General features: G+C 62.1%; 26 protein-coding genes and 1 pseudogene. 13 read left to right on the top strand and 14 right to left on the bottom strand.

Translation table 11 applies throughout. From position 1 onward, the window contains the following. Positions 1-50 precede the first annotated feature (50 nt). The gene (locus PspCFBP13509_RS14450; protein WP_074847075.1) at positions 51-434 is read right to left on the bottom strand and encodes a DUF2946 domain-containing protein; all 384 of its coding nucleotides are present in this window, start codon (positions 432-434) and stop codon (positions 51-53) included. A gap of 181 nt (positions 435-615) precedes the next feature. On the opposite strand from PspCFBP13509_RS14450, the gene PspCFBP13509_RS14445 reads away from it, so the two are divergent. Beyond that, positions 616-1,221, top strand: coding sequence for an SCO family protein (locus PspCFBP13509_RS14445; RefSeq protein WP_065948117.1), 606 nt, complete (start codon positions 616-618; stop codon positions 1,219-1,221). After that, on the top strand, positions 1,221-1,688 hold the full coding sequence (locus PspCFBP13509_RS14440) for a copper chaperone PCu(A)C (protein WP_074847076.1): 468 nt from the start codon (positions 1,221-1,223) through the stop codon (positions 1,686-1,688). Before PspCFBP13509_RS14445 ends, PspCFBP13509_RS14440 begins: the two co-directional genes overlap by 1 nt. Before the next feature lie 426 nt (positions 1,689-2,114). On the opposite strand, the gene PspCFBP13509_RS14435 is transcribed toward PspCFBP13509_RS14440, so the two are convergent. After that, positions 2,115-2,444, bottom strand: coding sequence for a DHCW motif cupin fold protein (locus tag PspCFBP13509_RS14435; RefSeq protein WP_065924618.1), 330 nt, complete (start codon positions 2,442-2,444; stop codon positions 2,115-2,117). Between the two features lie 140 nt (positions 2,445-2,584). Here PspCFBP13509_RS14435 and PspCFBP13509_RS14430 point away from each other — a divergent pair, with 140 nt between their 5' ends. Further along, a complete protein-coding gene (locus PspCFBP13509_RS14430; protein WP_065924617.1) occupies positions 2,585-3,070 on the top strand; it encodes an HIT family protein in 486 nt (161 codons plus the stop codon). A gap of 120 nt (positions 3,071-3,190) precedes the next feature. Here PspCFBP13509_RS14430 and PspCFBP13509_RS14425 read toward each other — a convergent pair whose 3' ends face one another. Further along, entirely contained in the window at positions 3,191-3,661 is a 471-nt protein-coding gene (locus PspCFBP13509_RS14425; RefSeq protein ID WP_137212219.1) for a GNAT family N-acetyltransferase, read from the bottom strand. 422 nt (positions 3,662-4,083) lie between these two features. Between PspCFBP13509_RS14425 and PspCFBP13509_RS14420 the strand changes: the two genes are divergently transcribed. Together PspCFBP13509_RS14420 and PspCFBP13509_RS14415 are read left to right on the top strand one after the other, a co-directional pair. Then, on the top strand, positions 4,084-4,575 hold the full coding sequence (locus tag PspCFBP13509_RS14420) for a GNAT family N-acetyltransferase (RefSeq protein ID WP_065948112.1): 492 nt from the start codon (positions 4,084-4,086) through the stop codon (positions 4,573-4,575). Between the two features lie 18 nt (positions 4,576-4,593). Continuing rightward, positions 4,594-5,019 (top strand): GNAT family N-acetyltransferase, encoded by a 426-nt coding sequence (locus PspCFBP13509_RS14415; RefSeq protein WP_065924614.1) that lies wholly within the window; start codon positions 4,594-4,596, stop codon positions 5,017-5,019. Positions 5,020-5,078: 59 nt separating this feature from the next. Here PspCFBP13509_RS14415 and PspCFBP13509_RS14410 read toward each other — a convergent pair whose 3' ends face one another. Further along, a complete protein-coding gene (locus PspCFBP13509_RS14410; protein WP_137212218.1) occupies positions 5,079-6,284 on the bottom strand; it encodes a TPM domain-containing protein in 1,206 nt (401 codons plus the stop codon). A gap of 128 nt (positions 6,285-6,412) precedes the next feature. Between PspCFBP13509_RS14410 and PspCFBP13509_RS14405 the strand changes: the two genes are divergently transcribed. Both PspCFBP13509_RS14405 and PspCFBP13509_RS14400 read left to right on the top strand, forming a co-directional pair. Then, the gene (locus PspCFBP13509_RS14405; protein ID WP_137212217.1) at positions 6,413-7,228 is read left to right on the top strand and encodes an alpha/beta fold hydrolase; all 816 of its coding nucleotides are present in this window, start codon (positions 6,413-6,415) and stop codon (positions 7,226-7,228) included. Next, on the top strand, positions 7,218-8,360 hold the full coding sequence (locus PspCFBP13509_RS14400) for a PAS domain-containing sensor histidine kinase (RefSeq protein ID WP_137212216.1): 1,143 nt from the start codon (positions 7,218-7,220) through the stop codon (positions 8,358-8,360). The genes PspCFBP13509_RS14405 and PspCFBP13509_RS14400 overlap by 11 nt, the downstream gene beginning before the upstream one ends. Here the strand turns inward: PspCFBP13509_RS14400 and dapF are convergent. Beyond that, on the bottom strand, positions 8,348-9,151 hold the full coding sequence (dapF, locus tag PspCFBP13509_RS14395) for a diaminopimelate epimerase (protein ID WP_065924610.1): 804 nt from the start codon (positions 9,149-9,151) through the stop codon (positions 8,348-8,350). The two genes, PspCFBP13509_RS14400 and dapF, sit on opposite strands and share 13 nt — an antisense overlap. A 74-nt stretch (positions 9,152-9,225) precedes the next feature. Between dapF and PspCFBP13509_RS14390 the strand changes: the two genes are divergently transcribed. Further along, positions 9,226-9,729: an AAA family ATPase gene (locus tag PspCFBP13509_RS14390; RefSeq protein WP_137212215.1), complete on the top strand. Its 504-nt coding sequence runs from the start codon at positions 9,226-9,228 to the stop codon at positions 9,727-9,729. Here the strand turns inward: PspCFBP13509_RS14390 and PspCFBP13509_RS14385 are convergent. Then, entirely contained in the window at positions 9,726-11,327 is a 1,602-nt protein-coding gene (locus tag PspCFBP13509_RS14385) for a L,D-transpeptidase family protein (protein WP_137212214.1), read from the bottom strand. The genes PspCFBP13509_RS14390 and PspCFBP13509_RS14385 overlap by 4 nt on opposite strands. A gap of 39 nt (positions 11,328-11,366) precedes the next feature. Between PspCFBP13509_RS14385 and PspCFBP13509_RS14380 the strand changes: the two genes are divergently transcribed. Together PspCFBP13509_RS14380 and PspCFBP13509_RS14375 are read left to right on the top strand one after the other, a co-directional pair. Further along, entirely contained in the window at positions 11,367-12,080 is a 714-nt protein-coding gene (locus PspCFBP13509_RS14380; RefSeq protein WP_065924606.1) for a murein L,D-transpeptidase catalytic domain family protein, read from the top strand. Between the two features lie 30 nt (positions 12,081-12,110). Next, the gene (locus PspCFBP13509_RS14375; RefSeq protein WP_027607227.1) at positions 12,111-12,857 is read left to right on the top strand and encodes a creatininase family protein; all 747 of its coding nucleotides are present in this window, start codon (positions 12,111-12,113) and stop codon (positions 12,855-12,857) included. Between the two features lie 308 nt (positions 12,858-13,165). Here the strand turns inward: PspCFBP13509_RS14375 and PspCFBP13509_RS14370 are convergent, their stop codons facing one another. Both PspCFBP13509_RS14370 and PspCFBP13509_RS14365 read right to left on the bottom strand, forming a co-directional pair. Beyond that, positions 13,166-13,498, bottom strand: a complete 333-nt coding sequence (locus PspCFBP13509_RS14370) for a hypothetical protein (protein WP_027607228.1) — start codon at positions 13,496-13,498, stop codon at positions 13,166-13,168. A 34-nt stretch (positions 13,499-13,532) separates the two neighbouring features. Further along, positions 13,533-14,177: an ATPase gene (locus tag PspCFBP13509_RS14365; protein WP_065924605.1), complete on the bottom strand. Its 645-nt coding sequence runs from the start codon at positions 14,175-14,177 to the stop codon at positions 13,533-13,535. Positions 14,178-14,309: 132 nt separating this feature from the next. On the opposite strand from PspCFBP13509_RS14365, the gene PspCFBP13509_RS14360 reads away from it, so the two are divergent. Further along, positions 14,310-14,582, top strand: coding sequence for a hypothetical protein (locus PspCFBP13509_RS14360; protein WP_065924604.1), 273 nt, complete (start codon positions 14,310-14,312; stop codon positions 14,580-14,582). Here the strand turns inward: PspCFBP13509_RS14360 and yfcF are convergent. Beyond that, positions 14,557-15,189 carry a glutathione transferase gene (gene yfcF / locus PspCFBP13509_RS14355; RefSeq protein ID WP_137212213.1) on the bottom strand — a complete coding sequence of 211 codons (633 nt, stop codon included), beginning with the start codon at positions 15,187-15,189 and terminating at the stop codon, positions 14,557-14,559. The genes PspCFBP13509_RS14360 and yfcF overlap by 26 nt on opposite strands. A 96-nt stretch (positions 15,190-15,285) precedes the next feature. Next, positions 15,286-15,822 carry a DUF924 family protein gene (locus PspCFBP13509_RS14350; RefSeq protein WP_137212212.1) on the bottom strand — a complete coding sequence of 179 codons (537 nt, stop codon included), beginning with the start codon at positions 15,820-15,822 and terminating at the stop codon, positions 15,286-15,288. Positions 15,823-15,942: 120 nt separating this feature from the next. Between PspCFBP13509_RS14350 and PspCFBP13509_RS14345 the strand changes: the two genes are divergently transcribed. Continuing rightward, positions 15,943-17,097, top strand: a complete 1,155-nt coding sequence (locus PspCFBP13509_RS14345) for a DUF1624 domain-containing protein (protein WP_065924602.1) — start codon at positions 15,943-15,945, stop codon at positions 17,095-17,097. A 250-nt stretch (positions 17,098-17,347) separates the two neighbouring features. Here PspCFBP13509_RS14345 and metE read toward each other — a convergent pair whose 3' ends face one another. Together metE and PspCFBP13509_RS14335 are read right to left on the bottom strand one after the other, a co-directional pair. Continuing rightward, on the bottom strand, positions 17,348-19,636 hold the full coding sequence (gene metE, locus PspCFBP13509_RS14340; protein ID WP_137212211.1) for a 5-methyltetrahydropteroyltriglutamate--homocysteine S-methyltransferase: 2,289 nt from the start codon (positions 19,634-19,636) through the stop codon (positions 17,348-17,350). A 166-nt stretch (positions 19,637-19,802) separates the two neighbouring features. Further along, positions 19,803-20,588, bottom strand: coding sequence for a M12 family metallopeptidase (locus PspCFBP13509_RS14335; RefSeq protein ID WP_065948104.1), 786 nt, complete (start codon positions 20,586-20,588; stop codon positions 19,803-19,805). Positions 20,589-20,746: 158 nt separating this feature from the next. On the opposite strand from PspCFBP13509_RS14335, the pseudogene PspCFBP13509_RS14325 reads away from it, so the two are divergent. After that, positions 20,747-22,130 (top strand): annotated as a pseudogene (locus tag PspCFBP13509_RS14325) (diguanylate cyclase); the annotation flags it as partial. Positions 22,131-22,262: 132 nt separating this feature from the next. On the opposite strand, the gene PspCFBP13509_RS14320 reads toward PspCFBP13509_RS14325, so the two are convergent. Further along, positions 22,263-23,582, bottom strand: coding sequence for an OprD family porin (locus PspCFBP13509_RS14320; RefSeq protein ID WP_137212210.1), 1,320 nt, complete (start codon positions 23,580-23,582; stop codon positions 22,263-22,265). Positions 23,583-23,732: 150 nt separating this feature from the next. After that, positions 23,733-24,566, bottom strand: a complete 834-nt coding sequence (locus PspCFBP13509_RS14315) for a phosphodiesterase (protein ID WP_065924658.1) — start codon at positions 24,564-24,566, stop codon at positions 23,733-23,735. Between the last annotated feature and the right edge of the window lie 5 nt (positions 24,567-24,571).

Raw genomic sequence — 24,571 nt, 5'->3', positions numbered from 1 at the left:
CAGTCGTGACGATAGAACGCCCCCTGTTCACAGGAGGCCCAGGGCACACGTCAGAATGCGGGGGATGCACGGGGGTTGGCCGAAGGCCAGGAATAACGCGGCGGCGCCTTGTTGCGCCGCTCATGGGCCGGGCGTGGGGTCTGCCCCAGGCCCAGCAACCAGGCCAGGCCGATCAGGAACACCAGCGCGACGGTCACGGCGTTGCACACCGGGCAGGCAAAGTAGTTCGAGATGTTACTGGAAGACGGGGCGCCCAGCCCTTTGTCGGAAAGTGGCGCCTGTTGGCCGTCCACTCCACAGAACGCGCCACCGATCCCGTTGAGCTGCTGGCCGGTCATCTGGCCATGGCCCAAACCGCACACGAACAGGTTCATCAGCACGCAGAAGTACAGGGTCCAGACGATCAGGGAACGGTCGGGGCGGCTCGATTTCATGGCGGCGACTCTACCACCAGCGGTGCAAAAGGATGAAATCCAGCGTGCCCCTGTGGCAGAACGTCGCAGATTACGCGGGCTGGCCAGGGTTGGTAGACTTGGCGCCCTCCTCGTTTACTCCTATTCAAAGCCCGCCGAGTTGATTTCGCGCAATGCGGGCGTTTCACAGGATGCACCGTTGATGAGTACGTTATTCACCCGCCGCAAGGTCCTGACCGGCATGGGCCTGTTGGGCCTGGGCCTGCTGGCCGGTTGTGACAACAGCCCCAAGTTGAACTTCAAGTACGGCAAGGACTTGAGCGACAAGATCATGGGCCGCACCTTCAAGCTCAAGAACACCGAGGGCGACATCGTCACCCTCAGTTCCTACCGTGGCCTGATGCCGGTGGTGTTCTTCGGTTTCACCCAGTGCCCGGCCGTGTGCCCGACCACGCTGGCCCGCGCCGCCCAGGCCAAGAAACTGATGGGCCGCGACGGCGAGATCATGCAGGTGATCTTTATCACCCTGGACCCGGAACGCGACACGCCGGAGATTCTCGACAAGTACGTCAAGGCCTTCGACCCCAGCTTCGAAGCGCTGTACGGCACCCCGGAAGAAATCGCCGTGGCCGCCAAGGAGTTCGGGATCTTCTATGAAAAGATCCCCGCCGGCGACACCTACACCCTGTCCCACACGGCCACCAGTTTTGTCTTCGACACCCGTGGCAACCTGCGCCTGGGGTTGCAGGCATCCCTTACCGCTAAAGAGTGCGCAGAAGACCTGCTCACCGTCATGGAGGTCTGCTAATGACTGCCGTTCAACACCTCAAGCGCTTCACCCTTGGCCTCACCCTGCTGGGCCTCGCCGCCCACGCCAGTGCCCAGGTGCAAGTCACCGACGCCTGGGTGCGCGCCTCGGTGCCGGGCCAACCGTCCAGCGGGGCATTCATGACCGTGACCGCCGACAGCGACAGCAAGCTGCTCAGCGTGGCCTCGCCGGTGGCCAAGGATGTGCAGATCCATGAGATGAGCATGAAGGACGACGTGATGCGCATGGCCCCCGTGGACTCGGTGGCCCTGCCGACGGGCAAGGCAGTCAAGCTCGACCCGGACGGCTACCACGTGATGCTGATGGGCCTGACCGGCCAGATCAAGGAAGGTGACCAGGTGCCGCTGACCCTGACGGTGCAGGACGCCAAGGGCGAAAAGCAGACCGTTGAGGTCCAGGCCACGGCGCGTGGGCTGGATGGCATGGACCATAGCAAGATGCATTGATACAGCGGATTTAAGGGGGTGCCTGTTCCTGTGGCAAGCCCTAACGGCAGGCAGTTAAGGGCGAACACCGTACCTGTGGCGAGGGAGCTTGCTCCCGTTGGGCCGCGAAGTGGCCCCCGCTCTTTGTTTGAAAAAACGGGACTGCTGCGCAGTCCAACGGGAGAAAGCCCTTATCAAACTTGAAATAACTAACTGATTTTAAAGGGTTAAAATTTCACACTGAAGTCTTGAGTCCTGCATAAATAATTTCAGGCGAGCGCATTCTTGTGGTGAGCGGGCTTGTCCCGCGTTGGGCTGCGCAGCAGCCCCAAAACCAGGCGCAGAGGAGTGTCTGATACACCACATCTGTCTTCATCAGGGGCGCTTCGCACCCCAACGCGGGCGGTGCGACGATTCGACAAGCCCGCTCGCCACAAAGGTCACCCTTCAATCCACGATAAATAGCTTCGCCCCGACACTCGTCGAGGAACGATGTGCCTCCATATCATTGCCCACCTGGTAACTCATCCCCGCCGTCAGCGTGAACCGGCGGCCATCTTCCAGCTCAGTGTGCAACTCGCCTTCCAGGCACAGCAGCACATGCCCGCGCGTGCACCAGTGATCGGCCAGGTAGCCGGGGCTGTATTCGACCCTGCGCACGCGGGTGGTGCCGAAGTGGCAGGTGCGCCATGAGGCACTGCCGCTGACGCCGGGGTGAAGCTCGGGTTCGACAGTGGACCAGTCGGTGATGCCAAACGGGACAGCGGTGAGTTCCATGGTTTGCTCGGTCGTGGGTGGTCGTGACGGGAAGCTATCGGGCTGAGGCTGCATGGGGTAGACACAGATCCCGTGGTTTTATGGGATACAGGCGTGCGTGCTTGTTATCCTGCCGACCTTGCTCCCAAGGACGCGCACTGATGCAGATCGACCCCACCTACATCCTGCTTGAGACCGAGCACTGGCTGCTCAACCATCACCTGGCTTCGAAGCTGCCGGGTTACCTGTTGCTGGGTGCCAAGGCGCCTGTTGATTCCCTGGCCGATATGCCGGATGCAGCGCTGGCCGAACTGGGTGGACTGCTGGCAAAAACCCAGCGAGTCATGGACGCGCAACTCAAGCCCAAGTGGTTGTATATCAGCCGCTATGGGCATATGCCGGGGTTCCCGCTGCACTTTCATTTCATCCCGGTGTATGACTGGGTGGAGGAAGCATTCTGGCGGGATGAGCGCTATCGGCGGTTGCAGGGTTTGGGTTCGCAGGGCCTGGCAAAAACGCTCACCGATGGTGCGGAACTGACGCTGTTTGTGTGGCGGGAGTTTGGTGAGAGCCTGATGCCTCCACCGATCCACGGGCCGTCCGTTACACAAGTGATCGCAACCTTGCGAACCCACTTTTTCCACTGAACAAGCCCACCCGTAGGAGCTGGCTTGCCAGCGAAAATCGTCAACGATGACGCGGCCATTCTGAATAAGCGCATTGCCCTCGGGCTTTTCGCCGGCAAGCCGGCTCCTACAGTCGGTGCGTCAGCGCGGCAGCGGTTTTTTCATCGGAATACACGCCAACCGCAACCCCGACGGCGAGTGATAAATCGCCTGTTCATCGCCCACATAGCCGCACGCGCGATAAAAACTCGCGGCATTCAACGTCGCGTCCAGCACCACCTCTTCAATCGCCAGTTCCCGCGCGACCTGCTCAAGGTGATCCAGCATCGCCTTGCCATACCCGCATCCGGTAAATGCGGGCAACACGAACAGCGCGCCGACTTCGTTGTTGGCCGGGTCGAGCATGCCAGTGGCGATCGGCTCACCGTTCAACCAGCCCAGGTAGAACGGTTTTTCCATCAGCGCGCTGTAGCCGTCCTCGGCCTTGCCACGGGTCCAGAGCGCCATTTGTTCAGCGGTGTAGGCACCGATGCATTGGCTGCGAATGGCTGCGCGGCGGATGTCAAAAGCGGTGTTGGCGTCGGTGGGGGTGGCGCGTTTTATTTCCAGCATGGGTCCTTCCTTCATGGATTTCCGGTGCCCGCCCGGGTGAATGAATAACGGAGGTGAGGGAGCTTGCTCCCGCTTTGGCAGTTTAATCCTATCAAGCACTCAGGCCGAGCAGTCGTTCTGCCAATCGGTTGCACCGTCGCCAATACCGCCCGGATCCTGGTCCAGGACGTGGCGGATGTGTTTACGGTGAGTTGATGTGACTTGAGCAGTGAGGAAACCCGCTTTGGCGGGTTCCACACTGCCTCTTGAACGTCATGGCCCTGACCAACATGCATCGAAAACAGCACCCACCACCAAGCCTGGCGCGGACAAAACTGTGGGAGGGGGCTTGCCCCCTCCCACAATTTCGATCTGTGTTCTGCGCAGAGTCCCAGCGAGGCCGTTATGATGTGGCCTTTCGCTCAACGCCCCAGGAAACGCCCATGCCCGCCCTCACCTTGCGCAACGCCCTCCCCGCCGACGCCGCCCGTTGCTTTGAAATTGAAATCACCGCCTACGAGGGCGACGAAGCCGCGACCCTGGAAAAGATCGCCACGCGCATTGCCCTATACCCGCAAGGTTTTTTGATCCTGGAAGCCGATGGCGAAGTGGCAGGTTTTATCAACAGCGGCTGTGCCCACGAAGTGGTGATGTCGGACGAGGCGTTCAAGGAACTGGTGGGGCATTCGGCCGAGGCGCCGAATGTGGTGATCATGTCGGTGGTGGTCGACCCGGCGCATCAGGGCAAGGGGTATTCCAAGGTGCTGATGAGCGAGTTCGTGCAGCGCATGCGCGCCATGGGCAAGCGCACGATTCACCTGATGTGCAAGGAACAGCATGTGCCGTTGTACACCCGCATGGGCTACACCTACATGCAGCCGTCACCCTCGGATCATGGCGGCATGGCCTGGCATGAGATGCTGATGACGCTTTAACCAACGGAGGGTTTCGCAATGACCGCAGCGCTTATTGAAGTCAGCGACCAGGCCAATCCCGACGCCGAGCGTATGCTCGGCAACGGCCTGGCTGCGTTCAACGAAGGTATCGCCGGCTACAACGATCGCCTGCCTCTGACGGTATTGCTCAAAGATCCCGATACCCGGCAGATCGTCGGCGGCATCACCGGCAAAACCACCCTGGGCATGGCTTTTCTCGACCTGTTCCACCTGCCCGAGACCCTGCGCGGCACAGGCCTCGGCAGCCGATTGCTGCACGCCTTTGAGCACGAAGCCCGGCGTCGCGGCTGCGCGAACGCGGTGCTCTATACCCTCAGTTTTCAGGCACCGGGCTTTTATGAAAAGCATGGGTGGGTGCGGTTCGGGGAAGTCCCATGTGAACCGGCAGGCAGCAGTCGCGTGTTTCTGTCCAAGCGGCTGTAACGTCCAAGGCTTTGCCCGACAGCCGCTTGCAGCCTGGCGTCACGCCGAACAACCGCCGATTACCAACTCCCCGACGCCCCGCCACCGCCACTGGAACCACCGCCCCCCGAGGAACTGCTGCTGGAGCTGGAGCCACTGGAGCCCGAACCGGAACCACCGCCCGAACCGGACCCCGAGCCGGAACTGGCGATGCTCTGCACAAACACGATAAACGCCACAAAGGAGGCCACTGGAATCGCCACGATCCAGCCCTGATACCCGTGCCCCAGCAGTGTCGCCGCAGCGACGTAGATGGCCATGACCGCCAGCGCACGCAGGAGGAAAAAGCGCGGGCGCTTTTTCCAGGATGCCCTGATGACGAAGAACAACCCGAGGTACAAGCCCAGCACCAATGCCGCGCCAAACGGCCACACCAGCCAATGGATATAGCTGACCTCCACGAACCGGTTGGCGATCACCACCCCGGCGATGTAGGCCAACAGCCCTATCACGCAGTAGAACGCCGTGCGCGCCAGCCACAAGGCGCCGAAGGTGGCGCCGCCGATCAGGAGGGTCAGCGGCAGTACCAGCAGGTACATCGGCCATTCCCGGCCACCGGCGAATACCACCAGCGCCACGGTAACGGCTGCGGTGGCGATCAGCGCCCCGCGCCAGCCCAGCTTGCGCGCCGCGACCAGCACGCCAGCGATGGCACCACACACAAACGCCAGCAATACCGCAAGCGCCTCAAGACTGCCGCCGTGCCCGGCCACTTGCGGCAAGTCACCGCCATCCACCAGGACAACCAAGTCGTTCACGCCCTGCTCGACACCGCCGGCATAGTCGCCCTGGCGAAAGGCCGGGGTGATGTGTTCTTCAATAATCCGGTGGGCCAGCAGGTCGGTCACCGTGCCCTCCAGGCCGTAACCGACTTCGATGCGCACCTTGCGATCATCCTTGGCCACCAGCAGCAGGATGCCGTCGTTGACATCCTTGCGCCCCAGTTTCCAGGCACGGAACAGTTGGTTGGCGTAGTCCTCGATGCTCGCGCCACGGGTGGTGGGCACCAGCAACACCGCCACCTGCGCGCCTTTGCGCTGCTCAAGGGCGGCGAGCTGGTCTTGCAGACGGGTGGTGGTGGCGGCGTCGAGGGTGTTGGTGAGGTCGATCACCCGCTGGTCGAGGGCCACGCCGATGGGCGACGTCTCGCCCTGGGCGGTGATAAACAGGCCGGCGGACATCAATACCAGCAGACTCAAGACGGATTGCCGCAACCACCGCATCATGTTTGTTACCTGAAGTTTCTTCCTGAAGGCGCCGACTTTACCCTATCGGCGCTATAACGCGTGACCCAAAGCCATCGACTATCTAAACTGCAGCACACCTAGCAATACGCCATAACTTCGAGATCCCCATGGGCCTACTCCAGCGCAACAACGTCAACGTGATGGGTGACGGGCCCTCGACCCTGGTGTTTTCCCATGGTTTTGGCTGCAACCAGGCCATGTGGAACTACCTTGCGCCGCAGTTCAAAGAGCGTTTTCGCGTGGTGATGTATGACCTGACGGGCGCAGGCCTGTCCGACCTCAACGCTTTTGACAAGGCCAAGTACAGCGCGCTGGACGGCTATGCCCGCGACTTGAACGAGATCATCGAAGCCTTTGCCGAGGGCCCGGTCATCCTGGTGGGACACTCGGTCAGTGCCATGATCGGCGCCCTCGCCGACCGCCTGGCCCCCGGGCGTGTCGCCGCCCATGTGATGATCGGCCCGTCGCCACGCTATATCGATGACGATGGCTACGTGGGCGGTTTCAAGCGCGCCGACATCGACGACCTGCTCGACACCCTCGACAGCAACTACCTCGGCTGGTCCAGCGCCATGGCCCCGGTGATCATGGGAGCCCCCGACCAACCGGCGCTGAGCGACGAGTTGACCGAGAGTTTCTGCCGCACCGAGCCGGAGATCGCCAGGCAGTTCGCGCGCGTGACCTTTATGTCGGACAACCGCCAGGACGTGATCGGCCTGCCCACCCCGGTGCTGATCCTGCAATCGAGTGACGACCTGATCGCTCCGGTGGCCGTGGGTGAATACCTGCACAGCGTGCTGCCCAACAGCACCTATTGCCTGGTGGACAACGTCGGCCATTGCCCGCACATGAGCGCACCGCAGGCCTGCGCGGTGGCCATGGACGCCTTCCTGGTGCCGTGGATGGCTGCACGTGCCGGCTGATCTGTTCGACAGCGCCGCCTGCGCCCTGGCTGTCACCACGGAAGATGGCACGATCCTGCAGGCCAACGCACGCTTCAGCGACGGGCTGGGGTTCAGCATCGCCGAGCTGCAGGGCCGGCGTTTCCAGGACCTGCTGAGCATGGGCGGGAGGATCTTCCACCAGACTCACCTGGCGCCCATGCTGCGCATGCACGGCAGCGTCACCGAGGTGAAGCTGGACCTGCTGCACCGCGACGGCCACAAGCTGACCGTGCTGCTCAACGGTAACAAACGCGAACAGGCCGGCGCCGTGGTGTACGACCTGGCGCTGTTCGGCACCACCGACCGCGACAAGTACGAGCGCGAGCTGCTCAACGCGCGCCACCTGGCCGAAGCGCTGTTGCAGGAAAAAACCGCCACCGAAGTCGCGCTGCAACAAGCCCAGGCCGAACTGAACGAGGCCTACGCCATCGCCCAGCGTCGCGCCCTGTTTGCCGAGCAGATGGTCGCGATTGTCAGCCATGACCTGAAAAACCCGCTCACGGCGATCCGCATGGCCTCGGACTTTCTCAGCCGTGGCGAACGCACACCCAAGGAGCGCCAACTGCTGGGGCATATCGACCAGTCCTCCGAGCGCGCGCAACGCATGATCGCCGACCTGCTGGACTTTACCCAGGCACGGGTCGGCCAGGGCATCACCATCAAGGCGGCGCCGCTGGACCTGCACGAGGTGATCCATCGCGCGGTGGACGAACTGCGCGTGGCGTTCCCCAAGGCAACGCTGGAGCATCACGCACAGGGCCGTGGCAACGCCTGCCTGGATGCCGATCGCGTGCAGCAGATCATCGGCAACCTGGTGGCCAACAGCGTGGCCTATGGTGACCCGCAACGGCCGATCACCATCACCTCGCGCCTGGATGCCGGCGCTTGCGCAGTGGCGGTGCACAACCATGGCACGGCGATTCCCGAAGCCTTGCTGGCCGGGCTGTTCGAGCCCATGACCCGTGGCACCGACCAGGGCAGCGACGTGCGCAGCGTGGGCCTGGGCCTGTATATCGTGCGGGAGTTGGCCAAGGTCCATGGCGGCGATGTGGCGGTGAGTTCCTGTGCCACGGCCGGCACCACCTTCACGGTGACGTTTCAGAACAGGTAGGCGCTGCCCTGCATGATCGGCTCCACACTGCCCGTCAACACCACACCGCCCTGCCCGTCCCAACACACCGTGACCGTACCGCCGTCGCACTGCACCTGCACCGTGGCATCCAGCAAGCCACGGCGGATGCCATTGACCACCGCGCCGCAGCAGCACGAACCGGAGCCCAACGGCACGCCGCCGCCACGCTCCCAAATGCGCAGGCGGATATGCCCACGGTCGAGCACCTGCACGAAATGCACATTGGTCCTGGCCGGGAACAGCGGGTGAATTTCCAGCGCCGGGCCGACGGCGGCCGGATCGATGGCGTTGATGTCGGCCACAAAAAACGTGCAATGGGGGTTGCCCATGCTGCACGCCGCCGGGTTGCCCGCCAGCGGTAACGTACCCGTATCCATGGCCTCGGCCAGCGGCACGGCCGACCAGTCCAGCGACGGCTCACCCATGTTGACCGACACTTGACGATCCGCTACCCGCACGCAGGTCAACAGGCCCCGGTCGGTGCGCAGCACAACCGAATCGCTGCGGGTTTCATGCATCAAGCGGTCGGCCACCCCGCGCGTGGCGCTGCCACAGGTTTGCAGCGGCGTGCCATTGGGGTTCCAGAACTTGACGCGCGCGGCGGCGTCTTCGCAGTCGAGCACCACGGCCAATTGATTAAAGCCGATACCGGTGTGGCGATTGCCCAGGCGGCGGGCGACCTCGGGGGTAACAGGGTCGTCCAGGCCACGGCGGTCGATGATGATGAAATCGTCGCCGTGGGCGTGCATTTTTGTGAACGGCAAGGTCATGGGCTGTCCTGGGGTCGACCGGTGGGGGAACTGGAGGATACCCTGAACCGACCCAAGCTTATCGAGAGTCAAGCATGCTTATCGTCTTCAGCGGCCTGCCCGGCACCGGCAAAACCACGATTGCCCGCGAGTTGGCGCGCCAGACCGGTGCGGTTTACCTGCGCATCGATGTGATCGAACAGGCGATTCGCGACGCTGGCGTATTGGCGGGTGATGTCGGTGCCAGCGGTTACGGCGTGGCGAATGCGCTGGCGCTGAGTAACTTGCAGTTGGGCCATAGGGTCGTCGCCGATTGCGTGAACCCGGTCAAGGAGAGTCGGGCAGCCTGGACAGCGACGGCCGCGACGGCAGACGTGGCGCTGGTCAATATTCAGGTGGTGTGTACAGACGCACAGGAACACCGGCGCCGGGTGGAAACCCGTAGGGGCGACATTCCTGGGTTGACGCCGCCGACTTGGCAGTCGGTATCGGCGCATGAATATGAGCGTTGGGACCAACCCGTGTTGACCCTGGACACGGCCTCCGTGACAGCTACCGAGGCCGTCGGGTCAATCGTTGCCCACACGGCAATGCCCTAGAGCACACTCCCCATCGCCTTCATCAACACCAGGTCGCGCCCATAAATATCCGGCGCATACACCAGGTCACCCTGGCCGTCGACCTGCACCGTCCAGTAGCCCAACAGCACCGGCACCGGGGTGGCCAGCCGGAATTCATGGGTCACGCCGGTGGCCAGCAGTTCATCGGTGCGCGCGCGTTCGGCCGGGCTGACCAGCAGGTCGCGCAGCAGCAGCGGTTGTTCGACCCGCACGCAACCGGAGCTGAACGCCCGCGGGCCCTTGGTGAACAGCGGTTGGCTGGGGGTGTCGTGCAGGTACACCGAGTACGGGTTGGGAAAGCGCATCACGATCTTGCCCAGTGGGTTGCGCGGGCCCGCTTCCTGGCGCAGGAGGATATTGCCGGGGCGCGCCCAGTCGATATTTTCCGGCGCCAGCGGGTGGCCTTCGGCGTCGAGCACTTGCAGGTTCTGCTGGCGCAGGTACTCGGGGTTGAGGCGGATGGCCGGGAGTTTGTCCTCGCGCATGATGGTGGGCGGGATGGTCCAGGTGGGGTTGAGGGTCAACCGGGTGATGCGTGACTTGAGCAGCGGCGTCTGGCGTTCGGCGCGGCCCACTTGCAGGCGGGTCTGCCACACCGGGATGCCGCTCTGGTACACGCTCAGTTGCGCGGCGGCGACGTTGACCAGTACGCCTTCGGGCTCCAGGTCCTGGGCCAGCCAGCGGAAACGCTCGAGGTTGATGCGCAGTTGTTCGCGGCGCATGGCCGGGCTGATATTGAGTTCGGCCACGGTGCCGGCACCGATCACGCCGTCCGATTGCAGGGAGTGGCTGAGCTGGAAGGCCTTCACCGCCGTGACCAGTTCCGGACCGTATTGTTTGCCGGCGCCCTTGGGTTCTGCAGACAGGTAGCCACCGCTGTGGAGCCGACGGGCCAGTTCCGGGACGCGCGGGTCGTCCATGCCGGGACGCAATAACGGGCCGCTGCCGACCGGATCCCAATGGGGCAAGGGTTGCAGGCGGACCGTGGAATAGGCGTTGCGCAGGCTGCGGTACAGGTCGGCGCTGGGGCGCGCCTGGTCAAAGGCTTGCGCCATGTTTTGCAGGCCGAGGGCAGCGAGGGCCAGCACTTCGGTGTCGGGGTCGCGGGTGGGCGGCTGCGAATGCCACAGCGGTTCGAAGCGCGATTGCTGCAGGCGCCCGTAATGCAGATCCTGCAGGGCTTGCAGGTAGTGCTGGCTGATGTCGATGTCGCTGCACAGCACATTGGCCGTGGCATCCGCCGCAGGCAGACTATAGTGGGTGGGGTCCAGCCCGTCATCGGCGAGCAGCTGCAATTGGGCGTGCAGTGCCTCGCGGCGATCGTTGGCGGACCACAGCGGCCCATTCCCCTGCTGCTGGTAGAACGCTTGCAGGCGCAATTGGGCGGCGGCGTCTATCTGCGCGGCAAGGCCGGGGCAGACACCCGGCAGTTGCGCCAGTGCCTGTTGCAGCGGGGCCAGTTCGACCGGCGCCGGCGTGGTGACCGGCAATGGCTCGACCGGCAGCACGTCGGCTGTGGCGACCAATGGTGCAACGAGCAGGCAAATGCTCAAGTAACATGCGTGTTTTTTGAACAATAGCTTTGCTCCAATCCACAGTGGGGGGATGTACTGTAGATGCTGACTTTTATGTGCCGCCTCGGTTTGGTCACCGTGGGCCTGGCTTTACTGAGCAATATTACGCTCGCCGCCAATGGCAACCCTCCTTCCTTGTATAGCAGCCTGGCGCGCTCGGCTCCAGAACTCAATCCCACGGTACTGAAAAGCGCCCTGAACGCCGTGCAATGCGCCGTCAATAATGGCGAGGAACGCTCCGAGCGCCTGGCCGTGATTGACTATTCCCAACCTTCAACCGCCCGTCGGCTGTGGATCTTCGACCTGCGCAAGAAAACCCTGGTGCTGCGCGACCTGGTGGCCCACGGCGCAAAGTCCGGGGAAAACTTCGCCACCCAATTCTCCAACCTGGAAGGCAGCCATCAATCCAGCCTGGGCCTGTTCCGCACCCAGGAAAGCTACCTCGGCACCCATGGCTACTCGCTGCGCATGGACGGCCTGGAGCCGGGGTTCAATGACCAGGCCCGCGACCGCGCCATCGTGATTCACGCCGCCGACTACGTCAGCCCCTTGTGGAGCAAGCGCGAAGGCCGCATCGGCCGCAGCCAGGGTTGCCCGGCCGTGCGTCCGCAGGTGGCACGCCAGGTGGTGGACAAGCTCAAGGATGGGCAGTTCATGTTTTCGTGGTACCCCGACCAACGTTGGTTGAAGTCCTCGACGTACCTCAATTGCAAACCCCAGCAGGTGGCGAGTAGTCGTACAATCCGTGGCGGTTAGCCTGTCCCCACAGATAAAAGAGAGCTTCGCATGCTTCTACATCAATCGACCTGGATCGAGATCGGGCAGTTCCTGGAACGCAGCCGCACGGTGGTGATCCCCATCGGCTCCAACGAACAACACGGCCCCACCGGCCTGCTGGGTACCGACTGGATGTGCCCGGAAATCATCGCCCATGAGGCGCAAAAGAACGCCGACATCCTCATCGGCCCGACCTTCAATATCGGCATGGCCCAGCACCACCTGGGTTTCCCTGGCACCATTTCCCTGCGCCCTTCCACCTTTATCGCTGCGATTGGCGACTGGGTGCGCTCGCTGGCCGGGCATGGTTTCGACAAGATCCTGTTCCTGAACGGTCACGGCGGCAATATCGCCACGATTGAAGCGGCGTTTTCCGAGCTGTACGCCGAGGCGAGCTTCGGCCGTCGCCCTGCCGGGTTTGCGTTGAAACTGGTGAACTGGTGGGACTTGGAAGGCGTCACTGACCTGGCGCACCGCCAATTCCCGGTGGGCCATGGCAGCCATGCGACGCCTTCGGAAATCGCGGTGACGCAGTGGGCGTACCCGGACGCGATCAAGTCGGCCGACTACTCCCCGCAGATCGCCAACACCGGGCCGATCCGTGAAGCCCTGGACTTCCGCGCCCGCTTCCCCGACGGGCGCATGGGCTCGGACCCGGCGCTGGCGACGGTGGAGAAAGGTGGGGAGTTGGTGGCGCTGGCGGCTCAAGGGCTGGTGAAAACGGTTAACAGCTTCAGCAATGAAGCCAGACCTTAGGCCTTATGCAGATTCAAATGTGGGAGGGGGCTTGCCCCAATGCCAGTCAGTTAAGGAGGAACACTGTAACTGTGGTGAGCGGGCTTGCCCGCGTTGGGGCGCGAAGCGGCCCTAAAACCCGCAACCCGGTTCAGCCTGGAAGAATGCAGTGACTGTATTGGGGCCGCTTCGCGCCCCAGCGCGGGGCAAGCCCGCTCACTACGACGGGCTTGTTTACCACCATCAGCGTTGTTTCATGCGGTCGATGACCACCGCCAGCAGCAGGATCGAACCGCTGTGGTGAGCGGGCTTGCCCCCTCCCACATCGGTTATCTGCAGTCCTGCGCCACCTGTTCAAGCCGCGACGGCGTAATGGTCGACGCCAGCGGCTTGCGCTCATACAAAAACACCTTGCCGCCGTCCCCCGCCTTGTAGACCTCCAGCACGTCATCGGCGGCAATCTTGCTGGTCAACACCAGCTTGGCGTGGCGCGAGTTCTGGGTCACCGTCGACGTGATGCCGTGCTTTTCCAGCTTGGGAAGCAGGCATTGCACATAGTCATCCGGGCTCTTGCCGGTTTGCAGGGTCAAGGTCGGATTATTGGGAGCGGAAACACAACCGGCCAGCAACAGGGCCGCGACCGGTACGAAAAAAGAGCGCATGAAAAAATCCTGAGTCTAAAAATAAAGGTTCACATCAACCCGCGCGAACCAGCGCCTTGAGCGAGGCATCGAACTGCTTCAACGCATCGAGCTGCACATCCCGCTGCTGTTCGATCCGCGCGGCAATCTCCGGTGCGGCCTTGTCGTGCACCCACACCGAGGGCACCTGCCTGTGCACCGAGCCTTCGGCCTTGGCGATGTATTGCAGGTTCGCGTCATAAAACCGTGCGATAAAACGCGCTTCGACCTGATCGTTGCGCTGGGTCAGCAATTGGTTATGGGTATCGAGCATCACCACCACATCGGGGCGAGCCTGCACCAGGGCATCCAGGTTGTCGTAGACCGTCACCGACAAAAAGGTTCCCTGCAGCGAGCTCATCAACCAATCAATGGCCAGTTCCGGGTCGGAGCTGTTGACGAACGCCTCGCGGATACCTGCGTCAAGGGCATCCCTGGCGCCGTTCAAGGCCATGTCGTGGTAGCGTTCAAGGTAGCTGAGGTTGTCGCGGGTGTTATCGCTTAACAACACCCCCACCGATTGCGCATGCTGCAGGGAGTCTACGCTACCGACGATAGGTAGCAAATGGCCTGCACGCAATTCATCAGCGATCGCTGCGTTGTTGACGATCACAGTGCCCAGCATCAGCATCATTAAACCCAGCTGAATCAACGTCCTCATCGCGCATTTCCTTGAACAGCGTCTCGATGCAGACGATTTTGCGCTTTTCCTGAAAAAACAGAACTTGCGTTGCATGATGGTGACTATTATCTGAACCGATAGTGCTCACATAAAACCTATAAGGACCACGCCATGAAGCCTCACCAGAAAACCTTCGACCGCATCCGCGAAGCCGTCTTGCCGGAGTTTCGCGAGCGGGTCGCCGATTACCTGGTCGAGTATGAACAGGTACTGCTGGATGAGGCGTCGGAGGCCGACCAGGTGCACGCCAGTGCCCAGCAGTTGCGCGGCTACCTGCGTGGCTTGAACACCACGCGGGTGCTGGGCATGGCCGATTGGGAAGACCTGGACCGGCGCGTCATGCAAATGACGACCAGCGCTACAGCGCAGGACGTTGCAGGTTGACCCACGCCTGCACGGACGGCCGGCGCCACTGGCGCTGCGCATAAGCCACCAACTCGGCAGGTACGCTGTCGCCGTTGAGAATCAGGCGATTGAGCATCACCGCCAGGTCCACGTCAGCAATGCACCACTCACCGAACAAGTACGAAGGGTTGCCCGCCAACAGCACCTGCGCCGCACTGATCAAGCGCCGGGCTGCCCCTTGGGCGTCGGCTGACAACGGCGGCATTTTCTGCCCATAAAACACCACCAGGGTCGAACGCTCCTGGCGAATCGGCAGCAAATCACTGCGCAACCACGCCTGCACCTGTCGTGCCCTCGCCCGCTGTTTGGGATCGGCCGGGTACACGGCTGTCTCGGGGTAGGCCTGGTCCAGGTATTCGGTAATCGCGGAGGATTCCGACAAGGCAAAATCGCCTTCCACCAGGGTCGGCACGCGCTGGGTCACGGATAGCTGGGCAAAGTCGGCTGTCTGGTTTTGCGCGGCGTCGAGGTCCAGGGTGACCAGGTCGAAGGCCAGGCCTTTTTCCCGCAGGGTGACGAACACCGACATCGCGTACGGGCTGGTGTAGAGCGAATCAACGTAGAGGCGCAACGGGGGCTGGTTCATAACGGGGCTCCTTGGGTGAAGCCCTACGCTACGAGATGCGCGCCGAGAAAGACAATGCGCGGTTTTTATGGGGGCATTCCCGGGCGGAATAGCGGGTTAACCGGCAAACCCGCCCTTGTCCAGAAAGGCGCGCTCTTCATCCGTGGTGACCCTGGCCAGCACCGCATTGCGATGGGGAAAACGCCCGAAGCGCTCGATGATCTGCGCGTGTTCCTTGGCCCAGCGGTAAGTGTTGGCGTCCAGTGGCTGGTTGAGGGCCAGGGAGCGTTGCTGATCCCTTGGGTCTTCCGAGTGTTCGAACGGCAAATAACAGAACGCGCGCAATGCCGGCTCCACCTGCTGGTCGAGCCCGGCGTCCACCATGCGCGCGGCATACAGACGCGCGAGCGGGTCGGTGGCAAACATGTGCGCGGTGCCGCGAAAGGCGTTGCGTGGGTATTGGTCGAGCAGGATCAGCAAGGCCAAGGCGCCTTCGGCTGAATCCAGCCAGCTTTCCAGCTCGCGCCGGGCGGCCTGCAGGTGGGTGGCGTGGAAGGTGTCGCGGAAGGTGGCGTCGAACCCATCGTCCTTGGCGAACCAGCGCTTGGGGCCGGCGTGCTGCCAGAAGTCGATGACGGTTTGAGGGGTGCTCATGCTCAGGGGCTCCGGGTATGGGTTTACTGAAGGTATCAGAAGCGGGATCAATGGAGGGCAACGCGTCGATTAATGTTATAGGATAACGCCAATTTTCCGCCCTGCCCTGTGATCCCGCCCATGACCGATGCCGTTCCCCTGCGCCAACGCCTGCTCTCCATCGACGCCCTGCGCGGCCTGGTGATCCTGTTCATGCTGCTCGACCACGTACGCGAGACCTTCCTGCTGCATCGCCAGGTCAGCGACCCGATGAGCATCGACAGCACCGAGCCCGCGTTGTTTATCAGCCGCACCCTCGCCCACCTGTGCGCGCCGGTGTTTGTGTTGCTCACGGGCTTATCCGCGTTTTTATACGGCCAGAAATACCAGGGCCGCCGCGATGTGTCGGCGTTCCTGTTCAAGCGCGGGTTGTTCCTGGTGGTGCTGGAGTTCACCCTGGTCAACTTCGCCTGGACCTTCCAGTTGCCGCCCAGCGTGATCTATCTGCAGGTGATCTGGGCGATTGGCATCAGCATGCTCGCCCTCGCCGCCCTGGTGTGGTTGCCGCGCCCGCTGTTGATCGTGCTGGCGCTGGTGATCATCGGCGGGCACAACCTGCTGGATGGCCTGCACTTCGACCCAGGCTCGGCGCTGCATATTCCGTGGACGATCCTGCATGAACGCAGTTGGATTGACGTGTCCGACACCCTGCGCCTGCGCACGACCTACCCGGTACTGCCGTGGATCGGCGTGATTGCCCTGGGTTACGGCCTGGGACCGTGGTTTGCCAATGCCACGCGGCCTGCCGTGCGCCAGCGGTATTTGCTGCTCGGCGGCTTGGGTGCGTTGCTGGGGTTTGTGCTGTTGCGTGGGCTCAATGGCTACGGCGAGAAACCCTGGCAGGCGTATGACAACGGCGTGCAGACGCTGATGAGCTTTTTCAACGTCACCAAGTACCCGCCTTCGCTGCTGTTCCTGGCGTTGACCCTGGGCATTGGACTGTTACTGTTGCTGGCGTTTGAACGCGCGGGGCATCGACGCTGGATCGGCGTGTTGGCGGTGTTTGGATCCGTGCCGATGTTCTTTTACCTGTTGCACCTTTATGTGCTGAAAGTGCTGTATGTCGCCTGTGTCGCGCTGCTTGGCCTGAACCAAGGCAACTACTTTGGCTTCGACAGCATGGGCGCGGTGTGGCTGATGGCGCTAGTATTACCCCTGGCGCTCTACCCGCCGGTGCGCTGGTTCGCCGGGCTCAAGGCGCGGCGGCGCGACCTGGCCTGGCTCAAATACCTCTAATCTGACACAGATCCAAATGTGGGAGCTCGCCCATACTCATCGTGGCATAGGTATCTACACAACTTTCAGAGACTGGCGAGTTCCCCCTGTGGCGAGCGGGCTTGTCCCGCGTTGGGCCGCGTAGCGGCCCCAAAACAGCCGCTATGGAGTTTCTGATATACCGCATTCTGCTTTACTGGGGCTGCTGCGCGGCCCAGCGCGGGGCAAGCCCGCTCACCACAGCAAGCCCCCTCCCACATTTTTTACGATATCAAGCCAACTCAGCGCGTAGCTGGCGAGCTGCAGTGACCATATGAATCAACGCCGCCTCCGTCTCCGGCCACCCCCGCGTCTTCAACCCGCAATCCGGGTTCACCCACAGGCGCTCGGCAGGAATCCGTTTCGCCGCCTTGCGCAACAGGTTGGCCATTTCCGAGGCATCCGGCACCCGTGGCGAGTGGATGTCGTAGACGCCTGGGCCAATGTCATTGGGGTACGCGAAAGCTTCGAACGCATCCAGCAACTCCATGTCCGAGCGTGACGTCTCGATGGTGATCACGTCGGCATCCATGGCCGCGATGGACTCGATCACATCGTTGAACTCGCTGTAGCACATGTGCGTATGGATCTGGGTTTCATCCCGCACGCCCGAGGCGCACAGGCGGAACACTTCGGTGGCCCAGTCCAGGTACCCCTGCCAGTGCGCCTGGCGCAACGGCAAGCCTTCGCGGAACGCGGCTTCGTCGATCTGCACGATCTGGATGCCGGCAGCTTCCAGGTCGACCACTTCGTCGCGAATCGCCAGGGCCAGTTGGCGGGCCTGCACTTCGCGGCTCACGTCTTCGCGCGGGAACGACCACATCAGCATGGTCACAGGGCCGGTCAGCATGCCCTTCATCACCTTGCGGGTCAGGCCTTGGGCATAGCGGATCCACTCCACCGTCATCGCCTTCGGGCGGCTCAGGTCGCCGAAGATCACTGCCGGCTTCACGCAACGCGAACCGTAGCTCTGCACCCAGCCGAAGCGGGTGAACACATAGCCGTCCAACTGCTCGGCGAAGTACTCGACCATGTCGTTGCGCTCGGCTTCCCCGTGCACCAGCACATCCAGACCGAGGTTTTCCTGCACCTCGACGGCGTGACGAATCTCGCTGTGCATGGCTTCGACGTATTCGGCCTGGCTCAACTTGCCCTGTTTGTAGGACTGCCGCGCCAGGCGGATCGATGCGGTCTGCGGGAACGAACCGATGGTGGTGGTCGGAAACAGCGGCAGGTTCAGGCCCGCACGTTGTTTCTCGATACGCTGGGTAAACGGCGACTGGCGCTGGCTGTCCTGGCGGGTAATCGCCGCCACCCGCGCCTGTACCGCAGGCTTGTGGATACGCGGCGAGGCCGCGCGGGCCGCCTGCACCGCGCGGCTTTCGGCCAGGGCAGCAAGGACGTTGGGCGCTTCAGGCTGGTTAACCGCTTGCGCCAGCACCGCCACTTCAGCGCATTTTTGCACGGCGAATGCCAGCCAGCTTTTCAGCTCGGCATCCAACTGGTCTTCACGGCCCAGGTCCACCGGGCTGTGCAGCAGCGAGCAGGATGGCGCCACCCACAGGCGATCACCGAGTTTTTCATGGGCGTGCTGCAAGATGGCCAGGGCGTTTTCCAGGTCGCAGCGCCACACATTGCGGCCGTTGACCACACCCAGGGACAGCACCTTGTACGCCGGCAGGCGGTCAAGGATGGTCGGGTACTGCTCCGGCGCACGCACCAGGTCGATGTGCAGGCCATCCACCGGCAGGTTCGCGGCCAGGCCAAGGTTCTCTTCCAGGCCACCGAAGTAGGTCGCCACCAGCTTTTTCAGCGGGTCGCGCTGGATCAGGTTGTAGGCACGCTCGAACGCGTTCTTCCATTCCTGCGGCAGGTCGAGGACCAGGATCGGCTCGTCGATCTGCACCCATTCCACGCCGAGGTCGGCCAGGCGCTGGAAGATCTGGCCGTACAACGGCAGCAGGCGCTCAAGCAGGTCGAGCTTGTCGAAATCACCCCCCTTGGCCTTGCCCAGCCACAGGTAGGTCAGCGGGCCGATCACCACCGGCTTGACGGTGTGGCCCAGGTCGAGGGCTTCCTGCACCTCTTCGAACAACTGCTCCCAACCCAGGTGAAATTGCTGGTCGACGCTGAATTCAGGCACCAGGTAGTGGTAGTTGGTATCGAACCACTTGGTCATTTCCTGGGCGTGGGCACCGCCGCAGCAGCTGTCGCTGACACCCCGGGCCATGCCGAACAACGTGTGCAGGGTGGCGTTGCCGTCGGCTGGACGGAAACGCTCGGGGATCACACCGAACATCAGCGAGTGGGTCAGCACCTGGTCGTACCAGGCGAAATCACCGGCGGGCAGCAACTCGATACCGGCCTGTTTCTGCAGATCCCAGTGGGCCTTGCGCAGTTCACGGCCGACGGCCCGCAGGCCGGCTTCGTCGAGTTCGCCCTTCCAGAACGCTTCCTGCGCTTTTTTCAGTTCACGATCGCGTCCAATGCGCGGAAATCCGAGGGAATGAGCGACTGCCATGACAAAAAACTCCAATCTGTTGAGATGGGAGCCATTGTCGGCAGTCAATCATAGTGAGACAAACTCATTTTATTTTATACGAACACAAATTTAATTCATGATCACAAGCTGCAAACCCGCCCTTTTCGCGGTGGCGCATTGGGTGATGTCTGAATGGGGGATCAGCTCAGGCTCGCGAAGAAGGGACGTGTCCGTTGTAAAGGTTCCACCAACGAGGCGGTACCGGAGGACGGGGGATGGGATAGAGCTTGCGCGCAAATTGCTTGTCGCCTTCTGACAACTCACTGCCGCCCTCGACATAATGTCCACTGTTCCGAAAATCCTTGAGAATGGTGTAGTGCATGACGGACGCTTGATCATAGGGGGAGGTGACAACCGTCTGTGAGTCGAACGGGAAAAACCATTCATGGGCCGAGGGCTCATTTTTCTCTGTGTGATATTTGCGAATCCGCTCAAAATTCAGGTCGAGTGTATTTTCCGGGTGCTGATGCTCATGGGCTAATCCCAATGCATGACCGAACTCATGCATTATCACGCGAGCGTTGAGTTCATTCAGCCCACCCTTGAAGCCGATATTCATCGTAGGCTCACCGGCACCTGCCGTTTGTTTACCTTGGGTGCCGTAATAGGAGTTCCCACCGAGGAGGTCATTATCTGCCTTGATTCTGATATCGCCATCGAGCTCTTTGGTGAACTCCAGTTTCAGGTTGATATACGGCGCCCATTTGTTGATGTTGTCCTTGATGAATTTTTCCTGTTCCTTGGTCATCTCCATCAGAGAAATCCTGACCGTCGAAAACTGTGGCCACAACGCAGCCTCTAGGGCCACCCCACGCTTGCTCCTGGATAAAACCGGTGCGTCGACGGGCTGTTTCTGGCCAGTGTCATCATTCGGCTGGGCGTAGGAAGGCGGTATAAATGGCTGAATATTAATTCCTGTCATCACAATCATGATCTCCGTGGTTGTCCGGCTTTTTGCCACAATGAACAGTTGGTGCCGAGAGCGCCAACGGTTCCGCGTGAAGTACAACCGCCCATTTCAACCACTCATCTCAGGGCGCAATCACGTGCAGGTAAAACGCGTAAAACATGAAATACGCACACCCCACCAGCGCCAGCCCCCTGCTGAGCACGGCGCGCTCGACCGCAGCGCTGTTGGCGGTGCAACTGCACGAGCGCCAGCTGGAAGTGTCTTTGTTGAGCAAAGCACCGATCATGCGCAAGGGCGACCTGGACGCACCGGATATCCTCACGCTGATGGAACTGCGTACGCAATCACGCGCCGAATATGCCTGGATGGGCATCGCCGACGCCGATGGCCAAGTGCGCCAGGCCGTCAACGGGCTGCTGGTCAATCAATCGGTGCAGCATGGTTCCAGGCCGGCCTGCGCGGTGAGTACACCGGCGATCCCCACGAGGCAGTGCTGCTGGCCAAACTGCTGCCGTAACGCAAAAAGACGCCCTCCCCGATATCGAGGCCTTGATTGTCGACTTCGATGGCAAGGTGCTTTACCCCGAAGCCCTCGCGGGTGAACAGATACCCTCAGACAAGCTGCTCACGTCGGCCGGCTGGTTCTCCGGCAACGGCTACGTCACGGCCTCCGTCGCCGTGCCAAGCCCGTCCAACGCCAGGATGAACTGGTACATCATGGTGCGCCAGCCGTTGGACGTAGCCCTGCAACCGGCGCGCAGCCTGCTGTACAAATTGCTCGTGCTCGGCCTGCTCGCGGCGATCACTTTTGTAGTGGCCGCGTATTACCTCGCCTCCTCCCTCAGCCGTCCCATCGAGCGCCTGGCAAAGTCCGCCAAACAGGTGCAGGACCATCAGCCCGGCGCGGTCTTCCCCCAGGAACACCCGGTGCTGGAGATTGCCCAACTGGGACAATCGCTCACCGGCATGACGCAATCGCTGCTCGCCAAGGAACGTGAACTGCAAGACGCCAACGCCTCCCTGGAAGCCACCGTGGCGCAACGCACCGCCGACCTCACCCAGGCCAACGCCGACCTGCTCAAGCTGGCCACCCACGACGCCCTCACCGGCGTGTTCAACCGGCGCCGCTTCGACGAAAAACTCGCCGAGAACAGCCTGCTGTTCCAACGTACCGGCCGCACCTTCGCCCTGCTGCTGATCGACGCCGACTATTTCAAGCGCGTCAACGATACCTACGGCCATGCCATCGGTGACGATGTGCTGTGCCAACTGGCAGCCCTGATAGAAAACACCACGCGCGCCACCGACTTCGTTGCCCGTTATGGCGGAGAAGAATTCGCCGTGCTGCTGCCGGAAGTCGAAGCGCCGGACAGCCCTGACGTGGTCGCCGAAAAGATCCGTGTGGCTGTCGAGGCGGCAGTGTTCCCAAGCGTGGGTCGCCTGACCGTGAGTATCGGCGTGGGCGTGGCCGAGCCTTCTGACCGCGACTCCCTGGCATTGCTCAAGCGCGCGGACATGCGCTTGTATGAGGCCAAGGGCGCGGGCAGGAATCGGGTGGCGTGAGCAAGCCCCCCTGTAGGAGCGAGCTTGCTCGCGAAGAACCCAAGGACACCGCTGGCATTCTGAACAGGCGCGTTATCGTTGACATTTTTCGCGAGCAAGCTCGCTCCTACAAAGATGAGGGGCTCAGCGGTACTACATCAACGGAATCGAATAACTCACAAACACCCGATTCTGGTCCTGGTCCCGCGCCACTTCACTGCGTGACACGCCGTTACGCCAGCCGAAGCCGACGTTCTTGAACGTGCCGCTCTGCACCACGTAATCCAACGAGATGTCCCGCTCCCACTCGCTGGCGTCGTTGCCGCTGGTGGTGAGGATGTGCTCGCCCTTGAGGTACATGACCGAGGCCTTCAGGCCGGGTACACCCAGCGACGCGAAGTCGTAGGCGTACTGGGCAAAGCCGGTGCGTTCGCCGGCCTGGATGAAGGTCTGTACGGTACGGTCGGTGTAGAGGTACAGGCTGGCACCGCCCTCGCCTTTGTTCACCAGGCCGCCCTGGTTGAGTTGGGCGAAGTTGCTGTCGTCCGAGACTTGCTGGTAGCCGGCGGTGATCGCGTGCGGGCCGAGGGAGTAGATGAACGCGGCGCTCCAGGTGTTGTTGTCGATTTCACCGTTGCCGTTCTTGGTGAAGCCGCCCAATTTGTAGCCTTCGGCACGTCCGGCGGCGCTGCTGTTTTTGCCGTCGGAGCGGGTGTTGAAGTAGCGCAGGTCGGTTTTCAATGAGCCGTATTCGCCCAGCGGCAATACGTGGATCAACCCGGCGAAATGTTGTTGGTAATAGTCTTCGAGGTTGGCGTAGTAGTACTGGACCATCAGGTCCTTGGTCAGTTGGTAGTCCGCACCGGCGTAGGTAAATTTATTGCTCTCCTGGGTACCGCCCGCCGCTGCCAGGCCGCTGCGGTCGCTGGAGCCGCGACCGGTGGTGTGCTCAAGCTGGCCGCCGACCAGGGTCAGGTTGTCGATGTCCTTGCTGGTGACCTGCCCGCCTTCGAACGACTGCGGCAACAGGCGGCCGTCGTTGCTCACCAGGATCGGCAGGTTCGGGCGCAGGTAGCCGTAGCGCGCTTCGGTCTTGGCAAAGCGCGCCTTGGCCGTCGCGCCACCACGGGCCCAGTTGTCCGTGGCCTTGCCGTCTTCGGTGGGGATCATCGAGCTGCCGACATGGCGCGCGGCGCTGCTGTCGAGGGTCACGCCGAGCATGCCGATGGCGTCCAGGCCAAAACCGACGGTGCCGTCGGTGAAGCCCGACTGGTAGTTGAGGATAAAGGCCTGGCCCCACTCTTCGGTCTTCGACGGTGCCGCCGTGCCGTCGCGGTTGTCGTTATTGAAGTAGAAGTTACGCATGCTCAAGTTGGCTTTGCTGTCGCTCAAAAAGTCAGCAGACGCCAAGGGGCTCAGGGCAATGCCCAGGCCGCCGGTCAATACACTTAATACATTCAACGTGGCTTTCATCAGGACGAACTCCGGCGCGGAACCCAGGTTCCGGGCGCAAAAAATGGGCAGCAGGATGCCGTCGGCCAAATGTGAAGTTGGCCGCGGCGTTAACGGTTATTCAGTTGCTTAGTTGTTAGCGAGTTGAGTGAAGTGAAACCTCCGTAAACCTCAGTCAATCAATCCATGAGCGTCATAAAACGGGTACGGCCCCGGGTAATCCCCGAACACGCCGTTGTGGCTGATCAGGCCCTGTTGCGCATCCCAGCGATGCAACAGATACCCCGCCGGCTCCAGGTTGAAATGCGCGGGCGCGGCGTCCTGCAGGTCCAGCACAATCTGATGGGAAGTACCGGGGCACACACAACTCAAGCTGCCGCCAAAGCGTCGTTGCATCGGTCGGTGCAGGTGCCCGCACAGCAGGCGTTCCACTTGCGGGTGGCGAGACACAACTGCTTCCAGCGCCGCAGCGTTGATAAAGGGTTCGCGGTCCATATGGCCGATGCCGCTGATAAACGGTGGATGGTGCAGGATCAGCAACGTCGGCACGTCCGGGCGTCGTGCCAGTTGCGCGTCCAACCAGTGCAATTGGCTGTCCAGTAGCTGGCCGCCGTGCCCACCCGGGATAGTCGAGTCCAGGCCGATCAAACGCAGCGGATGCTCGTCCACCACCCAGTCCAACGGGCCCTCTGCCGACAACGGCAAATAGGCGTGATCACGGAATGCCTCGAGCAACGGACCGCGTGTGTCGTGGTTGCCGGGCACCAGGTAGCACGGCATGTGCAGGCGCGCGAGTTCGGGGTGCAGCACGGCGTATTCATCGGCGCGGCCGAAGTCCACCAGGTCACCGCTGACCACCACGATATCGGGCCGTGGGTGGCTGGCGTTCAAATGGTCGACGGCACGGCGCAGCGCGCCCAGGGTATCGACCACCCCATACGTCAGGCGCTGGCCGGCTTTAAGGTGCAGGTCGCTGATTTGCGCAACAAGAAACGGACGATTCACAAGCA

It is taken from the genome of Pseudomonas sp. CFBP13509 (assembly GCF_005233485.1).
Lineage (GTDB): Bacteria > Pseudomonadota > Gammaproteobacteria > Pseudomonadales > Pseudomonadaceae > Aquipseudomonas > Aquipseudomonas marginalis.
This window is presented reverse-complemented; position numbering and strand designations above follow the sequence as displayed.

What these genes read in the sequence shown, in the direction of transcription:
- PspCFBP13509_RS14435 (WP_065924618.1), bottom strand. Translation starts at nt 2,444, where the DNA reads ATGGAACTCACCGCTGTCCCGTTTGGCATCACCGACTGGTCCACTGTC.
- PspCFBP13509_RS14440 (WP_074847076.1), top strand. Translation starts at nt 1,221, where the DNA reads ATGACTGCCGTTCAACACCTCAAGCGCTTCACCCTTGGCCTCACCCTG.
- PspCFBP13509_RS14370 (WP_027607228.1), bottom strand. Translation starts at nt 13,498, where the DNA reads ATGCGCTCTTTTTTCGTACCGGTCGCGGCCCTGTTGCTGGCCGGTTGT.
- PspCFBP13509_RS14360 (WP_065924604.1), top strand. Translation starts at nt 14,310, where the DNA reads ATGAAGCCTCACCAGAAAACCTTCGACCGCATCCGCGAAGCCGTCTTG.
- PspCFBP13509_RS14450 (WP_074847075.1), bottom strand. Translation starts at nt 434, where the DNA reads ATGAAATCGAGCCGCCCCGACCGTTCCCTGATCGTCTGGACCCTGTAC.
- PspCFBP13509_RS14430 (WP_065924617.1), top strand. Translation starts at nt 2,585, where the DNA reads ATGCAGATCGACCCCACCTACATCCTGCTTGAGACCGAGCACTGGCTG.
- yfcF (WP_137212213.1), bottom strand. Translation starts at nt 15,189, where the DNA reads ATGAACCAGCCCCCGTTGCGCCTCTACGTTGATTCGCTCTACACCAGC.
- PspCFBP13509_RS14415 (WP_065924614.1), top strand. Translation starts at nt 4,594, where the DNA reads ATGACCGCAGCGCTTATTGAAGTCAGCGACCAGGCCAATCCCGACGCC.
- metE (WP_137212211.1), bottom strand. Translation starts at nt 19,636, where the DNA reads ATGGCAGTCGCTCATTCCCTCGGATTTCCGCGCATTGGACGCGATCGT.
- PspCFBP13509_RS14410 (WP_137212218.1), bottom strand. Translation starts at nt 6,284, where the DNA reads ATGATGCGGTGGTTGCGGCAATCCGTCTTGAGTCTGCTGGTATTGATG.
- dapF (WP_065924610.1), bottom strand. Translation starts at nt 9,151, where the DNA reads ATGACCTTGCCGTTCACAAAAATGCACGCCCACGGCGACGATTTCATC.
- PspCFBP13509_RS14425 (WP_137212219.1), bottom strand. Translation starts at nt 3,661, where the DNA reads ATGCTGGAAATAAAACGCGCCACCCCCACCGACGCCAACACCGCTTTT.
- PspCFBP13509_RS14335 (WP_065948104.1), bottom strand. Translation starts at nt 20,588, where the DNA reads ATGATTGTGATGACAGGAATTAATATTCAGCCATTTATACCGCCTTCC.
- PspCFBP13509_RS14445 (WP_065948117.1), top strand. Translation starts at nt 616, where the DNA reads ATGAGTACGTTATTCACCCGCCGCAAGGTCCTGACCGGCATGGGCCTG.
- PspCFBP13509_RS14380 (WP_065924606.1), top strand. Translation starts at nt 11,367, where the DNA reads ATGCTGACTTTTATGTGCCGCCTCGGTTTGGTCACCGTGGGCCTGGCT.
- PspCFBP13509_RS14375 (WP_027607227.1), top strand. Translation starts at nt 12,111, where the DNA reads ATGCTTCTACATCAATCGACCTGGATCGAGATCGGGCAGTTCCTGGAA.
- PspCFBP13509_RS14390 (WP_137212215.1), top strand. Translation starts at nt 9,226, where the DNA reads ATGCTTATCGTCTTCAGCGGCCTGCCCGGCACCGGCAAAACCACGATT.
- PspCFBP13509_RS14365 (WP_065924605.1), bottom strand. Translation starts at nt 14,177, where the DNA reads ATGAGGACGTTGATTCAGCTGGGTTTAATGATGCTGATGCTGGGCACT.
- PspCFBP13509_RS14420 (WP_065948112.1), top strand. Translation starts at nt 4,084, where the DNA reads ATGCCCGCCCTCACCTTGCGCAACGCCCTCCCCGCCGACGCCGCCCGT.
- PspCFBP13509_RS14345 (WP_065924602.1), top strand. Translation starts at nt 15,943, where the DNA reads ATGACCGATGCCGTTCCCCTGCGCCAACGCCTGCTCTCCATCGACGCC.
- PspCFBP13509_RS14405 (WP_137212217.1), top strand. Translation starts at nt 6,413, where the DNA reads ATGGGCCTACTCCAGCGCAACAACGTCAACGTGATGGGTGACGGGCCC.
- PspCFBP13509_RS14350 (WP_137212212.1), bottom strand. Translation starts at nt 15,822, where the DNA reads ATGAGCACCCCTCAAACCGTCATCGACTTCTGGCAGCACGCCGGCCCC.
- PspCFBP13509_RS14320 (WP_137212210.1), bottom strand. Translation starts at nt 23,582, where the DNA reads ATGAAAGCCACGTTGAATGTATTAAGTGTATTGACCGGCGGCCTGGGC.